Origin of the sequence: Aeromonas sp. 55A (assembly GCF_051919665.1) — a bacterium.
GTDB classification, from domain to species: domain Bacteria; phylum Pseudomonadota; class Gammaproteobacteria; order Enterobacterales; family Aeromonadaceae; genus Aeromonas; species Aeromonas veronii.
In genome coordinates, this window is the sequence record NZ_JBQBEH010000008.1 from 3,439,741 (window position 1) to 3,454,841 (window position 15,101).

General features: G+C 56.6%; 13 protein-coding genes and 1 pseudogene. 2 read left to right on the top strand and 12 right to left on the bottom strand.

What is annotated here, in order from left to right; all coding sequences use genetic code 11:
- Positions 1-38: 38 nt before the first annotated feature.
- The 8 genes from fabF to yceD form a co-directional block, all read right to left on the bottom strand.
- On the bottom strand, positions 39-1,280 hold the full coding sequence (fabF, locus tag ACTG2G_RS19950) for a beta-ketoacyl-ACP synthase II (RefSeq protein ID WP_123173047.1): 1,242 nt from the start codon (positions 1,278-1,280) through the stop codon (positions 39-41).
- 82 nt (positions 1,281-1,362) lie between these two features.
- Positions 1,363-1,599, bottom strand: coding sequence for an acyl carrier protein (gene acpP / locus ACTG2G_RS19955; protein WP_005300909.1), 237 nt, complete (start codon positions 1,597-1,599; stop codon positions 1,363-1,365).
- 158 nt (positions 1,600-1,757) lie between these two features.
- Complete coding sequence (gene fabG / locus ACTG2G_RS19960; protein WP_429205364.1) at positions 1,758-2,492, bottom strand: 3-oxoacyl-ACP reductase FabG; 735 nt, start codon at positions 2,490-2,492, stop codon at positions 1,758-1,760.
- 13 nt (positions 2,493-2,505) lie between these two features.
- Positions 2,506-3,441: an ACP S-malonyltransferase gene (fabD, locus tag ACTG2G_RS19965; protein ID WP_005333161.1), complete on the bottom strand. Its 936-nt coding sequence runs from the start codon at positions 3,439-3,441 to the stop codon at positions 2,506-2,508.
- A gap of 71 nt (positions 3,442-3,512) precedes the next feature.
- Positions 3,513-4,472, bottom strand: coding sequence for a beta-ketoacyl-ACP synthase III (locus ACTG2G_RS19970; protein ID WP_040065495.1), 960 nt, complete (start codon positions 4,470-4,472; stop codon positions 3,513-3,515).
- Between the two features lie 7 nt (positions 4,473-4,479).
- A complete protein-coding gene (gene plsX / locus ACTG2G_RS19975) occupies positions 4,480-5,499 on the bottom strand; it encodes a phosphate acyltransferase PlsX (protein ID WP_421386432.1) in 1,020 nt (339 codons plus the stop codon).
- 9 nt (positions 5,500-5,508) lie between these two features.
- Complete coding sequence (rpmF, locus tag ACTG2G_RS19980; protein WP_005300935.1) at positions 5,509-5,676, bottom strand: 50S ribosomal protein L32; 168 nt, start codon at positions 5,674-5,676, stop codon at positions 5,509-5,511.
- Between the two features lie 19 nt (positions 5,677-5,695).
- The gene (gene yceD / locus ACTG2G_RS19985) at positions 5,696-6,217 is read right to left on the bottom strand and encodes a 23S rRNA accumulation protein YceD (RefSeq protein WP_408841566.1); all 522 of its coding nucleotides are present in this window, start codon (positions 6,215-6,217) and stop codon (positions 5,696-5,698) included.
- A 118-nt stretch (positions 6,218-6,335) separates the two neighbouring features.
- Between yceD and ACTG2G_RS19990 the strand changes: the two genes are divergently transcribed.
- Complete coding sequence (locus ACTG2G_RS19990; protein WP_421386429.1) at positions 6,336-6,917, top strand: Maf family protein; 582 nt, start codon at positions 6,336-6,338, stop codon at positions 6,915-6,917.
- A gap of 100 nt (positions 6,918-7,017) precedes the next feature.
- Here the strand turns inward: ACTG2G_RS19990 and ACTG2G_RS19995 are convergent, their stop codons facing one another.
- Positions 7,018-7,680 (bottom strand): HAD-IA family hydrolase, encoded by a 663-nt coding sequence (locus tag ACTG2G_RS19995; protein ID WP_219263917.1) that lies wholly within the window; start codon positions 7,678-7,680, stop codon positions 7,018-7,020.
- Entirely contained in the window at positions 7,680-8,624 is a 945-nt protein-coding gene (gene rluC / locus ACTG2G_RS20000; protein ID WP_205759536.1) for a 23S rRNA pseudouridine(955/2504/2580) synthase RluC, read from the bottom strand. Before rluC ends, ACTG2G_RS19995 begins: the two co-directional genes overlap by 1 nt.
- Positions 8,625-9,037: 413 nt before the next feature.
- Between rluC and rne the strand changes: the two genes are divergently transcribed.
- Positions 9,038-12,145, top strand: a complete 3,108-nt coding sequence (gene rne, locus ACTG2G_RS20005; protein ID WP_421386428.1) for a ribonuclease E — start codon at positions 9,038-9,040, stop codon at positions 12,143-12,145.
- Between the two features lie 443 nt (positions 12,146-12,588).
- On the opposite strand, the pseudogene ACTG2G_RS20010 reads toward rne, so the two are convergent.
- Together ACTG2G_RS20010 and ACTG2G_RS20015 are read right to left on the bottom strand one after the other, a co-directional pair.
- Positions 12,589-13,211, bottom strand: a pseudogene (locus tag ACTG2G_RS20010) (IS3 family transposase); the annotation flags it as partial.
- Between the two features lie 116 nt (positions 13,212-13,327).
- Positions 13,328-14,797 carry an inorganic phosphate transporter gene (locus ACTG2G_RS20015; RefSeq protein ID WP_181224080.1) on the bottom strand — a complete coding sequence of 490 codons (1,470 nt, stop codon included), beginning with the start codon at positions 14,795-14,797 and terminating at the stop codon, positions 13,328-13,330.
- Positions 14,798-15,101 lie beyond the last annotated feature (304 nt).

Below are 15,101 nucleotides of genomic sequence, written 5' to 3' on the forward strand. Positions count from 1 at the left end.
CCGGCAGTATCGGGCCTGTGTCTTTGCCCTGCGGCAAATTATACGCGTTTGAAGATCAGTGAGCCATTGGTGCCGCCAAAACCAAACGAGTTGGAAAGGGCGTACTCGAAGCTGCCTGACTTGGCCACATGGGGTACCAGATCCAGATCGCACTCATCATCTGGGTTGTCCAGGTTAATGGTGGGCGGCGCCACCTGATCACGCAGGGCCAACACAGTGATGATCGCCTCGATGGCACCGGCGGCGCCCAGCAGGTGACCGGTCATGGACTTGGTGGAGCTGACCATCAGGGATTTGGCATGCTCACCAAACACCGACTTCATGCCACGCAGTTCAGCCACATCACCCAGCGGGGTGGAGGTACCGTGAGCGTTGATGTAACCAATCTGCTCGGGGGCAATGCCAGCATCCTTGATAGCATTTTTCATGGCACGAGCGCCACCGTTGCCATCTGCGGGAGGCGCAGTCATGTGGTACGCGTCACCGCTCATGCCAAAACCGACCAGCTCGGCGTAGATCTTGGCGCCACGGGCCTTGGCGTGTTCGTACTCTTCCAGTACCAGGACACCGGCACCGTCACCCAGCACAAAACCGTCGCGATCCTTATCCCACGGACGGCTCGCTTTTTGCGGCTCGTCGTTGCGGTTGGAGAGTGCCTTGGCGGCAGCAAAACCACCCATCCCCATCGCGGTGGAAGCTTTCTCGGCACCGCCGGCGACCATCACGTCGGCATCACCGTAAGCGATCATCCGGCCAGCCATACCGATGGCATGGGTACCAGTGGTACAGGCGGTCGTCACAGCGATGTTCGGCCCTTGCAGACCTTTCATGATGGAAAGATGACCGGACACCATATTGATAATGGTGGACGGAACGAAGAAGGGACTGATCTTGCGCGGGCCGCCATTGACCAAGCTTTCGTGGTTCTGTTCAATCAGACCCAGACCGCCGATACCGGAGCCAATCGCCACGCCGACACGTTCGGCATTCTCTTCATTGATGGTCAGGCCGGAATCATCCAGCGCCTGCATACCGGCCGCGATGCCGTATTGAATGAAGAGATCCATCTTGCGAGCGTCTTTACGGTTGATACCGTACTGCTCGGGATCGAAATCCTTGACCAGACCTGCGAAGCGGGTTGCAAACTCGCTGGCATCAAAGTGTTCGATAAGGGAAATACCGCTCTGCCCGTTGAGCAGTGCTTGCCAGCTGGATTCGGCAGTGTTACCCACCGGGGAAAGCATCCCCAAGCCGGTCACCACGACTCTGCGTTTTGACACTGAGGTAGTCTCCGAGAGGTGTTTTGAAAAGGAACAAATACAAAAGAAGCGGCCCTTGGGCCGCTTCTTTCAGAACAGGAACTTATTCCTGATTAGCGGTGATGTAGTCGATAGCCGCTTGAACAGTGGTGATCTTCTCGGCTTCTTCATCAGGAATTTCGGTATCGAATTCTTCTTCCAGCGCCATTACCAGTTCAACGGTATCCAAAGAGTCAGCGCCCAGGTCGTCGACGAAGGAGGCAGCGTTCTTAACGTCTTCCTCTTTAACACCCAGTTGTTCGATGATGATTTTCTTTACGCGTTCTTCGATGTTGCTCATGACCTGAATTTTCCTTTAAAAATACGCTATTTGCGTCTGGTTGGGGTAGTTTATTCAATTGACGTGAGTTTGCAAGTAGCTTGCCGCTGGTCAAACCACGAAATGTGCCAAACTTCGGCGTACTATCGCAAATTTGAACAGATCTTACGACAAATTGATTACACCATGTACATCCCGCCATTAACATGCAGGGTTTCGCCGGTGATATAGGCTGCTTCATCAGAAGCCAAGAATACCACAGCTGCGGCAATTTCTTTTGGATCACCCAAACGGGCGGCAGGCACCTGACTCATGATGCCGGCACGTTGATCGTCATTCAGGGCACGGGTCATGTCGGTTTCGATGAAACCGGGAGCAACCGCGTTCACTGTGATACCACGGGATGCCACTTCCCGCGCCAACGATTTGGTAAAACCAACCAGACCGGCCTTGGCGGCAGCATAGTTGACCTGACCGACATTGCCCATGGTTCCCACCACGGAGCCAATGCTGATGATGCGACCGTGACGTTTCTTCATCATGGCACGCAACACAGGTTTGCTCAGACGATAAAGCGAGGTCAGATTGGTATCGATGATCTCGTTCCACTCGTCATCTTTCATCCGCATCAACAGGTTGTCACGGGTGATCCCCGCGTTGTTGATCAGGATGTCGATGTCGCCAAAGCGCGCCTTGATGGCGGCGAAGACGACTTCGATGGATTCCTGGCTGGTCACGTTCAGTGCCATGCCGCAACCATTGTCGCCCAGATAGGCGCTGATCGCCTCGGCACCGCTCTCGCTGGTCGCCGTACCGACCACTTTCGCGCCACGGGCCACGAATGTTTCGGCAATCGCACGGCCGATGCCACGACTGGCACCGGTCACCAACACAACCTTATCGGTAAAGCTCATCACTTGCTCCTGTTTACTTGATCTGGGCCAGCGCCTGCTCGAAAGAGGCGGCATCGTTGGCGTGAATACCTTCCACGCGCTTGTCGATGCGCTTGGCGAGCCCGGTCAACACTTTGCCCGGTCCCATCTCGATCTCGAGGGTAACCCCCTCATTGGCCATCCGCTCGACAGTCTCGGTCCAACGAACCGGGCTGAACAGCTGACGTACCAGCGCTTGCTTGATGGCGGCCGGATCCTGTTCACAGGATACGTCGACATTATTGATGACCGCGATGGTTGGAACCTTGATCTCGATCCCGTCCAGCGCAGCTGCCAGTTTTTCTGCGGCAGGTTTCATCAGCGCGCAGTGAGACGGCACGGAGACCGGCAGCGGCAGCGCACGCTTGGCGCCCGACTCTTTCATCAGCACGTTGGCGCGCTCAACGGCCTCTTTGTGACCGGCGATAACCACCTGGCCCGGGGAGTTGAAGTTGACTGGAGAGACCACCTGCCCTTGTGCCGCTTTTTCGCAGTTGGCGGCGATGGATTCGTTATCCAGACCGATGATGGCCGCCATGGCGCCGGTGCCTTCCGGTACCGCTTCCTGCATAGCCAGACCACGCAACTCGACCAGTTTGACCGCATCGGCAAAATCGAGTGCGCCGCTGCAAACCAGCGCAGAGTACTCACCCAGGCTGTGACCCGCCATCATGGCAGGCGTTGCCCCACCCTGCTGTTGCCACAGGCGCCACAGGGCGACAGAGGCAGTCAGCAGCGCAGGCTGGGTGCGCCAGGTTTTGTTCAGATCTTCAACCGGACCATCCATCACCAGGGCAAACAGGTCATAACCCAGCACCTGACTCGCCTCGGCGAAGGTCTCCTTGATCACGGCATGTTGTTCGGCCAGCTCGGCCAGCATGCCAACGGACTGGGAACCTTGTCCCGGGAAGGCAATGGCAAATTGGGTCATCATTGATTCCTTTTAGATAAGACAAAAATGAAATCGGTGACGGGATGATGGAGACACCATCCCGCCGAAGATCAGAGGCGAACTAGTGCAGAGCCCCAGGCGAAACCGCCACCAAAGGCTTCCAGCAGTACCAGCTGACCCGGTTTGATCCGGCCATCCCGCACCCCTTCATCGAAGGCGACAGGGACGGACGCAGCAGAAGTGTTGCCGTGCTTGTCGAGGGTCAGCACCACTTTATCGAGGCTCATACCCAACTTCTTGGCTGTGGCGCTGATGATGCGGAAGTTGGCTTGATGCGGCACCAGCCAGTCCAGCTCGCTCGGCTCGATGCCAGCAGCGGCCAAGGTTTCGGTTACGATCTCGCTCAAACGGGTGACCGCGACCTTGAAGACATCGTTGCCCTTCATATACATGTAGGCTTCGAGCTCGGCACCCGGCATGCCGCGACGGGGATGAGGCAGCTTAAGCAGCTCGCCATAACGGCCATCGGCATGGAGATGGGTAGAGAGGATGCCCGGCGTCTCGCTGGCACCGACAATCACAGCCCCTGCCCCATCGCCAAACAGGATGATGGTGCCGCGATCTTGCGGATCGCACATGCGGGAGAGCACATCGGCCCCGACGACCAGCACATGGCGGGCGGCGCCGGATTTGACGAACTGATCGGCAATGGAGAGCGCATAAGTGAAGCCTGCGCAGGCAGCTGCCACGTCAAAGGCAGGGATGCCCGGTACGCCGAGCAGCCCCTGCAGCTCGCAGGCGGCAGCCGGGAAAGCATTTTCAGCACTGGTAGTGGCCAGCACTATCATATCGAGATCGGCAGCGGTCAAACCGGCTGCATCCAGGGCGCGCAGGGCGGCCTGGTAAGAGAGGGTGGCAACGGTCTCGTCAGCCCCGGCAATACGGCGCTCACGGATACCGGTGCGTTCCACGATCCACTCATCACTAGTCTCAACCATCTGCTCGAGATCGGCGTTGGTACGCACTGAACTCGGCAGGTAGCTGCCAGTACCCAGAATTTTGCTATGCATAGAGTTCTTATAGATCCCTGTCAGAGAAGACAGCTTCAAGGCGATCTGCTATTTGCAGTGGAAGTTGATGTTTGGCCTCTTGTGCGGCCAGCAGGATCGCATTACACAGAGCGCGCCGTTCGGCCCGCCCATGACTTTTTACCACAATGCCGCGCAATCCTAACAGACTTGCCCCGTTATACTGGTCGGGGTTCAGGTAAGAAAAACGCCGTTTGAACATAAATCCGGCGATCCGGCCAAGAAAAGTGCGCTTCTTGCGGGGATATCCGGCCAGCTGGGCCATCATCCGCACCACCCCTTCTGCGGTCTTGAGGGCGACATTGCCGACAAAACCGTCGCAGACGATCACGTCGCTGTCGCCGCTGAAGATGCGATCCCCTTCGACGAACCCGACATAATTGAGCGCGTGGCACTGACGCAACAATTCGGCGCTGTGGCGCACCAGATCGTTGCCCTTGATCTCCTCCTCGCCGATGTTGAGCAAGGCAACACGGGGGGATGCAATGCCTTCTACCTTTTCGGCAACGACGGAGCCCATCACCGCAAACTGCAACAGGGTATCCGCATCGCAACTGACGTTGGCGCCGAGATCCAGCATCACGGTACGTTTGCCGCTCAATGTCGGCAACGCTTTGATGAGGGCGGGTCTATCTACCCCGGGTAGGGATTTGAGCACGCACTTGGCCATCGCCATCAACGCACCGGTATTGCCGGCACTGACGCAGGCATCGGCCTCACCGGCTTTCACCAGATCGAGTACCACCCGCATGGAAGAGTCTTTCAGAGTACGCAGCGCCACGATCGGTTTATCGCCCATGCCAACTACTTGGGATGCATGTACCAAACGAACGCGGGGATGATTCAGCAAGCCATGTTGCTGCAGCAGAGAAGAGGTCTGGTGCTGGTCGCCGACCAGGATCAGTTTTAGCTGGGGTAAAAGAGACAGTGCCTGCACGGCGGCAGGCACTGTTTCCGAGGGGCCAATATCTCCCCCCATGATGTCTAGCGCGACAGTTTGCGTAGACAAAGGCAATCCTTAAGCGATTACCTTTTTACCGCGGTAGAAACCATCGGCAGTCACGTGGTGACGACGATGAATTTCGCCACTGGTCTGATCAACAGTCAGGGCAGCGGTGGTCAGCGCATCGTGGGAACGACGCATGCCACGCTTGGCACGGGTTTTACGGTTCTGTTGTACGGCCATTGTAGGCTAACTCCTAAATTCACTTACGTTTAAGCTCTTCAAGAACTGCAAAGGGATTCGGCCGCTCATCAGCAGGTTCGATTTCACCCCAGGTCATCTCCATGTTTCCTCTCGGGCATGCATCCAGAGAATGCATTGCGACTTGAGGCAACGAGAGGATGAGTTCATCCTCCAGGATTTGATGAAGATCTATCTCGCCGTTTTCGTCCAACTCAATGGGCTCATAAGCTTCCGGCAGTTCTTCCTCGTTTGTTCTTTCGAACAGCGGAGTGTAGATAAATTCAGCTTCACAGAGATGCTCGAAAGTCTCTCCGCAACGTTGGCAAACCAGGTCAACCTTGGCATGGGCAGTGCCTTTCATAACGGTCAACTTCTGGACATCTTTGCCAAAGTGCAGCGATACCTCGATATCACTCCGCAAGCCAGCGGTTGATTCCTCCAGCCTGGGCATCTGCGACTTTTCCACTATCCCGACGTAATCGAGCAGCTTCAAGGCACTACGGACTGGATCAACCTTAACGGGCAACTTCACCTTTTGCATAGGGCGCGAATAATATAGGTCCAACAACTGATAGTCAAAGGAAAAAGTCCTTACCGCCGATGATTTTAACGCCACAAGTCCCTAGAATGCCGGTACTTGCTTTCATCGGTACCTGATTATGCCACAGAATCTTATCCTCGCCTCAACTTCTCGCTATCGCAAAGCCCTGCTGGAGAAGCTTGGCCTCCCCTTTGAATGTGCCGCGCCCGATGTGGATGAGCAACCACTGGCTGGCGAATCCGCCGAGGCGCTGGTGGCCAGACTGGCTCGTGCCAAGGCTGATGCCATCGCCGGGCAACGTGATCACGGTTTGATCATCGGATCTGATCAGGTGTGTGTCTGCGATAATCACATCCTCGGCAAACCTGGCACCATCGACAATGCCATCGCCCAGCTGATGGCGGCTCAAGGTCGCAGCGTCACCTTCTACACCGGCCTGTGCGTGGTGAATGCCGCAACCGGTGAGGCTCATCAACTGGTGGAGTCTTTCACCGTCCATTTTCGTAACCTCGATGAAGCCGCCATTCGCCGCTATGTAGAGGCAGAATTGCCCCTAGATTGTGCGGGCAGCTTCAAATGTGAAGGAATGGGGATCGTGCTGTTCAAGGGGCTGGAGGGGCGCGACCCTAACGCATTGATCGGTCTGCCACTGATCGGCCTGATCGAGCTGCTGGAGCGCCACGGTATCGCCCTGCCCTGATCGCGGACGAATAGATAAGCTAGATCGAGCATATAAAAAGCCCGGTCAAGACACCGGGCTTCTGTTATCAATCAGATCGATGTCTCTTAAAGAGAGGCGTCTATAACAGCCCGCGAAGAGCCGCCATAGAATCCACCACCGCCACAGGCCCGTGACGACCGAGGGCATCACGACTATCTACACCCCAGGTAACGCCAATACGCGGCATGGCGATTGCTTCGGCCATCGCCATATCGTGAACAGAGTCGCCGATCATGACGGCCTGCCAGGGTGACAGCCCCAGCTCATTCAGGATCTGCTCAAGCATCAGCGGATCAGGCTTGGATCGAGCCTCATCGGCCCCACGACTGGTCACAAACAACGGGCGCAGCCCGGTCTCATCCAATACCCGATCCAGCCCACGGCGCGATTTGCCGGTCGCGACGGCCAGTTGCAGCCCTCGTGACTGCCAGTCATGCAGCAGTTCCCCTGCCCCAGAAAACAGCGGGCTGGGGGTGGTGTCGTGCAGATAGTGATGACGATAGCGATCGATGAGCATGACAATCTGGCGCTCATCAATGGCGGTGCCACTATCGCTACGCAAAGGGAACAGGCGGGACATGGCGACATCAAGGCTCAATCCGATGATCTGCCGGATCTGGGCTGGTGCAGGTACCGCCAGCTCACAATCTCTGGCGGCCCCTTGCACACAGGCAACAATCCGGCCCACCGAATCCATCAGGGTACCGTCCCAATCGAAAATGGCGAGCCGGATATCCTGCATCAGCGTGGCAAGCCGTTGAGGAAGTTGTCGAGTTCAGGCGCCAGCGGCGCTTCTACCTGCATCTCGCGACCATCGGCCGGATGGGTGAAGCTGAGCTTCCAGGCATGCAAAAAGAGCCGTTTCAGCCCTTGGTTGCGCATTTTCTCGTCAAACGCCGCTTCACCGTACTTATCGTCACAGGCGATCGGATGACCGGCATGCAGGGTATGCACGCGGATCTGGTGGGTACGACCAGTAATGGGGCTGCACTCGACCAGAGTCGCTTCGGCAAATTGACGCACGATGCGGAACCGGGTTTCGGAGGGCTTACCATCGGCACTGACCCGTACTACCCGTTCACCGGATTGCAGATCGTTTTTGCGCAGCGGCGCATTAACCACCTTGACGTGAGCCTGCCACTTGCCACGCACCAGCGCCAGATACTGTTTGCGCATGGTCTTGACGCGCAACTGCTCATGCAAGCTGCGCAGGGCGCTGCGCTTCTTGGCAACCAGCAATACACCAGAGGTGTCGCGATCCAGTCGATGAACCAATTCGAGGAAACGGGCTTCCGGCCGCAGGGCGCGCAGCCCTTCAATCACGCCAAAGCTCAGGCCGCTGCCACCGTGTACGGCCATGCCGGAGGGCTTGTTCAGCACGATCATGGCATCGTCTTCGAACAGGATCTGACTCTCCAGACGCTGGATAACCCCGAGGTTGGCTGAAGGCAGCTCATTCTTCTCGGCAACGCGTACGGGGGGAACCCGCACCTCATCGCCTGCGCAGAGTTTGTACTCCGGTTTGATGCGCTTTTTGTTTACTCGCACTTCACCTTTGCGAAGGATGCGATAGATCAGGCTCTTGGGGACGCCCTTTAGCTGAGTCTTGAGAAAATTGTCGATGCGCTGCCCGTCATGCTCAGCTTCGATGGTGAGCAGCTGCACTTGTTGTTGTATCTGTGTCATGGCGCGGATTTTAACACTGCCAGCGCCCCTTGGCTGCATGGTTTGTTGAAAAATGGCGCCTTGCTATAAAAGAGGTTTAAATGGGATAATAAACAAGGTTTTGTCATTGTGTTCAAGCCTTGTACTAAGTGGCCAAAAAGTATGCCACCCAATCCCGAAACACCGTGTATACAAGAACATGACGGTTCCCGGGTGCGAGGTACAACGCATGGAGAACACAAACATCACCGTTTATTTGTCTCCATTTCGGCATCCTTATTCATTCCTTCTCGAGAAGTGATGACCAGAACGCCCTTAGTTTGCGCCTCATGCATACCCCAACCGGGAGGTTGCCCCAGTATGCTGAAGACCCGAGGCCGGCGCTGGCAGGACCCAGATGGAGGAAATCAAAATGACACAATAATGAGAACTCAATGAAAAGAATGCTTATCAACGCAACTCAAGAAGAGGAGTTGCGCGTAGCGCTGGTTGACGGACAACAGCTCTACGATTTGGATATTGAAAGTCCGGGACACGAGCAGAAGAAAGCGAACATTTACAAGGGTAAGATCACCCGCGTAGAACCCAGCCTTGAAGCTGCTTTTGTTGACTACGGCGCCGAGCGCCACGGTTTCCTGCCGTTGAAGGAGATCGCCCGCAATTACTTCCCTTCCGGTTACTCCTATCAGGGTCGTCCCAACATCAAAGAAGTGGTCCGCGAAGGTCAGGAAGTTATCGTCCAGATCGACAAGGAAGAGCGTGGCACCAAGGGTGCAGCCCTCACCACCTTTATCAGCCTGGCAGGTAGCTACCTGGTACTGATGCCCAACAACCCCCGTGCCGGTGGTATTTCCCGCCGCATCGAGGGTGATGAGCGGACTGAACTGAAAGAAGCCCTGAGCGGATTGACCGTGCCGGAAGGCATGGGCCTGATCGTACGTACCGCCGGTGTGGGCAAGTCGCCAGAAGAGCTGGAGTGGGATCTGAACGTTCTGCTCAACCACTGGGACTCCATCCACAAAGCCTCCCAGGAGCGCGCCGCGCCGGTACTGATCCATCAGGAAAGCAACGTCATCGTGCGTGCCATCCGTGACTATCTGCGTCGCGATGTGGGCGAGATCCTGATCGACAATCCGGTGATTTTCGAACGCGCCAAGGCCCATATCGAGCTGGTGCGTCCGGATTTCCTCAACCGTGTGAAGCTGTACAAGGGTGAAGTTGCCCTGTTCAACCACTTCCAGATTGAGAGCCAGATAGAATCTGCCTTCCAGCGTGAAGTGCGCCTCCCTTCCGGTGGCAGCATCGTTATCGATCCGACCGAAGCACTGACCTCCATCGATATCAACTCCTCCCGCGCCACCAAGGGCGGCGATATCGAAGAGACTGCGCTGCAAACCAACCTGGAAGCGGCCGACGAAATTGCCCGTCAATTGCGTCTGCGCGACCTGGGTGGCCTGATCGTAATCGACTTCATCGACATGACCCCGGTTCGCCATCAGCGCGAAGTGGAAAACCGTCTGCGTGAAGCGGTGCATCAGGATCGTGCCCGCATCCAGCTGGGCCGGATCTCCCGTTTCGGTCTGCTGGAGATGTCTCGCCAGCGTCTGCGCCCCTCCCTCAACGAGTCCAGCAGCCATATCTGCCCCCGTTGCCAGGGTCAAGGCGTGATCCGTGACAACGAATCCCTCGCCCTGTCCATCCTGCGTCTCATCGAAGAAGAGGCCATGAAGGACAACACCGAGCAGGTTCACGGCCAGGTGCCGGTGGATGTTGCCGCCTATCTGCTTAACGAGAAGCGTGCCGCCATCGCCAGTCTGGAGCAGCGCAATGATGTGCGTGTTTACATCATTCCGAACCAGCATCTGGAAACCCCGCACTATGAAGTGACCCGCATTCGTCAAAACGAGATCCCGGAAGCGGCCAGTTATGAGCTGAAAACCGAGATTGCCAAGCCGGTCTACCAGCCGAAGCAAGCTCAGGTGATCGAGCGTGAACAACCGCTGCTGCAAGGCTTTGCCCAGCCGACTCAACCCGCTCCGGTTGCAGCACAGCAGCAGACAGCCCCGGCCGTTGCCGCTGCACCTGCCGAAGCAGGTTTCTTCAGCAAGCTGATCAAAGGCATTACCGGCCTGTTCAGCAGCGATGCAACCCCTGCCGAAGTAAAAGCTCCGGCTGATAAACCGGCTGCTCGCGAAGCACGCAAGGAAGAGGGTCAGCGTCATCAGCGCGAAGAAGGTCGTGGCCGTGGTCAGCGTCCTCGTCGTGACGACAATCGTGGCAACCGCAACAATGCAGAAGCTGGCGAGAAGCGTGAAGGTGGCAACCGCGAAGCCGGTGAAAACCGCAATCGCCGTCCCCGCAAAGAGCGCGAGCCTCGTCAGGAGCGTGAAGCCCGTGGTGAGGTGCGTAGCGAACAGCGCATGGAACGTGAGCCCCGTCAGGAACGCGAGCCTCGCGAACCGCGCCAGGAACGTGCGCCACGTCCAGCCCGTGAACCTCGTGCGCCCCGTGAGCCGCGCGCCGAAGTCGTTGTTGAAGCGGTAGATACCGTCGATGCAACTGCCGCCCAGCCACGTCAGGAAAAAGAGCAGAAAGTGGCCGAGCGCCGCGAACGTCGCCAACTGCGCAAGCAGATCCGCGTCGATGTCGCCGCTGCTGACACCCCTGCCCTGCCGGTTGACGAAGTACCAACGCAAGCTGAAGTGATCGATGCTACCGTGGGTAACGAGCAGGAAGAGCAGAGTGAAGGCCAGCGCCGTTCACGCCGTACTCCCCGCAGCCAGCGCATCGAAGGCCAACGTCGCAAGCGTATTAATGAAGAAGCACGTAGCCAGCGTGATGAAGAGCAACAAGCTGAGCCTACTCTGACTACCGCCGCCCAGGCAGATATTGCCAAAGCGCAGGTTGAAGAGCCGGTAGTGCCTGTTGTTACCATCCCGAGCGCTGAAGCCGTCGCTGCTGCCCTGCAAGCCTCTGCGGCACTGACCGAGCATGTGGTTGTCGAAGCCGTTGCTGAAGAAGCTGCCGAGCAGGCTGCTGTTCAGGTTGAAGCAACTCAAGCTGATGTGGCCGCTAGCCCGGTTGTTGACGCTGTCGCAGAAGTCGTGGTTGCAGCAGAGCCGGAAGTTGCCGTTGTCGCCGCTCCGGCTGTCGACATGGCTGTCGACATGGCTGTCACTGAAGTCGTTGAAACTGCTTCAGTTGTTGAAGAAGCCCCGGCTGTCAACACTCCTGTCGTGGAAGCTGCACCGGCTGCAGTCGAAATGCCAGTTGCTGTTGTCGAAGCCCCGGCTCCTGTCGCTGCGGTTGCGGTGGAAGAGACTCCGGTCGTAACCAAACAGGTAGCTCACGGTGCTGGCCTGCTGGCTCGTGCCCGCAAAGCATCCGCGCCGATGGCAACCCCTGCCGAAGCCCCTGCCCTGCCTGCTCGTGAGCCGGTTAACTACCCGCCGCTGGTACGCAACGAAGTGAGCACATCAGGTCGTCATGGTGGCAGCACTGCCGCCGTCAACGTGGCCACCTGCCCGGCCGGTCGCCCCTGATATCCGCCGGTAACGACTAAATCGAGAGCCACACCATTGTGTGGCTCTTTTTTTATTTTCATTACATAGATTGCTCGAGCTTCATCGATAAGGAGTTTGGTGAGGAACCTAATGCAAATATCCTCTTGAACACCCTACTCCGGTCTGTAATACCTCGGATATGGACAAACAAATCCGCTACCGACACGCCGCATGGCATTGACCAAGCCACAGACTGGCTCATGACTCTCTCCTCTGTTTGAACCGGGAGCTTGGCCAGCAAACTGTGTCTGTGTCGTAAAGGTTTGCTAAACCGGCTCAAGATTTTCATTCTATCTTCCGACTCGTTAAAAATGATATTCTATTTCTAGTTTGTTGGCATATAACAGCAAAGCATCGCTCAGTGCATACACAATACAAACAGGGATTAATCGGCATTACTGCGTGACGAGGAAACCCTAGACTGGGCTGCACCAGTAGCGGTACTCGGCCAATATCCGAAACAGCCTGTCCCGCCCGACCTTGAACTAGGCATCATCCTGACCCTGAAGCAGATAATGCAGCTTGCTGGTGCCGACCTGCAGTTGTCGCAGCCGAACCTGACGCACAAATCGCACCACCTGCAGCCCCTGAGCTTAGATGTCCGTCCGCAACCCGATTGCGCTTGTAGAAAGCCTGCCGGCTTATTCCCAGAAACAGGCAAGCCCTTACGATGGTCAGCTTCTCGACTTGCCGCTGCGAGAGGACTTGTCGGGTCGCTTTTTTACGATGGAAACGCCTAGTCGTTCTTCAGCACATCGACGACTTGGGCCTTCAGGCTTATCAGCGCAAGCTGCTCGAGCTCTTTGATACATTGTTGGTGCGTCTGTTTGTCGGGGTCAGGCATGGTGATGCTATTGCCGGCGGGTACAGATACCCCAGGCTCCAATCTTGCCAACCATGTTTACGCAAACCACACCAGAATGGTCGAATTGCCCTGAATGCCATATCGGGCTTGTGCTTGCAGACAGCTGAGCTCGCCTTTTTCAATCTGCTCGACCAACGCCAGTTTAAACGTCAGCGAGTCATCGCGCGGTGTCCGTTTCACACCTTATCCCATAGGACTGTTCATTTATTGGGGGGAAAGGTGTAAACCGTATTCAGGAGAGGACAGGAAACACAAAAAAGGGCCCGCAGGCCCTTTATCGAATATGGTATTGGCATTTAGCCAAACAGATGATGGCTGACGATGAACAGGCCGCCGGAGAGCAGCATGGTCAACGGCAGGGTCAACACCCAGGCCATCAGGATGGTCTTGATGGTCTGGCTCTGCAGGCCGGATTTGTTGGCTACCATGGTACCCGCCACCGCAGAAGAGAGGATGTGGGTGGTGGACACCGGCATACCGGTCAGACTGGCAACCCCGATGGAGGTAGCAGCAGTGATCTGGGCCGCAATGCCCTGGCTGTAGGTCATGCCGGTGGTGCCGATCTTCTCGCCCACGGTATGGACGATACGACGCCAGCCCACCATGGTGCCGCAACCGAGCGCCAGCGCGATGGAGACGATCACCCAGGTCGGTGCGTATTCAGCGGTCGCGGTCAGATCCTTGCGCCATTTGGCCAGATCGGTCAGCTCCTTGGCTGGCAGCGGCAGCTTGGCAGCCTTGCGGGCGGTGTCATCGATACAGAGCAGCAGACGACGCACTTCGCGGCGGTCAGTCAGGCTCATCTGATCATAAGTACGCACGGCACCCAGACGGGCATCCAGGGTGGCCATCGCCTGCAGCACGCCATCGGCGGAGCAGTGGGTCATCAGCTCTTCCTGAGCCGTTGCCGGTGCAGAGAAGTTGATGACGCCAGAGAGGGCGGACTGGTTGCGCTGGTAGATCTCCATAATGCGCTGGTTGGCATCCTGGGTCCGATCCAGGTCATAAGAGCGGCTGTTCATGTCCAGCGCGAAATAGGCGGGTGCCATGCAGATCAGCACCAGCATCACCAGACCGATCCCCTTCTGGCCATCGTTGGAGCCGTGCACGAAGCTGACGCCCATGGCCGAGGCCACCAGGGTAAGACGCGCCCAGAACGGCGGGTGCTTCTTGCCATCCACCAGCTGACGCTCTTCCGGTGTTTTGTGGATCTTGTTGCTGGTCCAGATGCGTTTCATTGCCAGCAGCAGCAGTGCCGCGATGATGAAACCTATGGTGGGAGAGATGATGAGGGAAAGCATGATGTCGATCGCTTTGCCCACGTTGATCCCTTCTGTCACCGGTTTATGGGTGATCCAGGCATAGGCGCCGCCTACCCCCAGAATGGAACCGATCAAGGTATGTGAACTGGAGGCCGGGATCCCGAAGAACCAGGTGCCCAGGTTCCACACGATGGCGGAAAACAGCAAGGAGAAGACCATGATCAACCCTTGGGTGGAGTCCATCCCAAGCAGCAGGTCGATAGGCAGCAGATGGACAATGGCATAGGCCACCCCCAGACCGCCGAACATGACGCCAAAAAAGTTGAAGATCCCCGATGCGACAACCGCCAGGTGAGCTGGCATCGCCTTGGTATAGATAACCGTTGCTACCGCGTTGGCGGTATCGTGAAAGCCGTTGATAAATTCATAGGCAAGCACAAAAAAAACGGCCAATACCAAACCGATTGACCACCACAAACCCAAACCACTAAACATTTCAAACATAAAAAAAAGCCTGTTTATGAGTTGCGGCGGATTATGCCAGATGGCGGCCAACACCATAGCCACCATTGAAATATTTCAGCCATAAAAAAAAAGAGCTTTTTGGAAAAAAATATCCTAGAGCCAGTCTTTATGCGGCTTGCCATCGATTAATTAAAGCCACCTATGATTGCGGGAAAGGGCAAAAATAGCTGACAATTAAGCCAATAATTTCATTTTTATGACGTTTTTATGACAGAAAAACGGGCGAAAGTGGTGATAAAACGTCCCTGCCCCGCCAATCTCATCCGACCAGCACCATCAACCC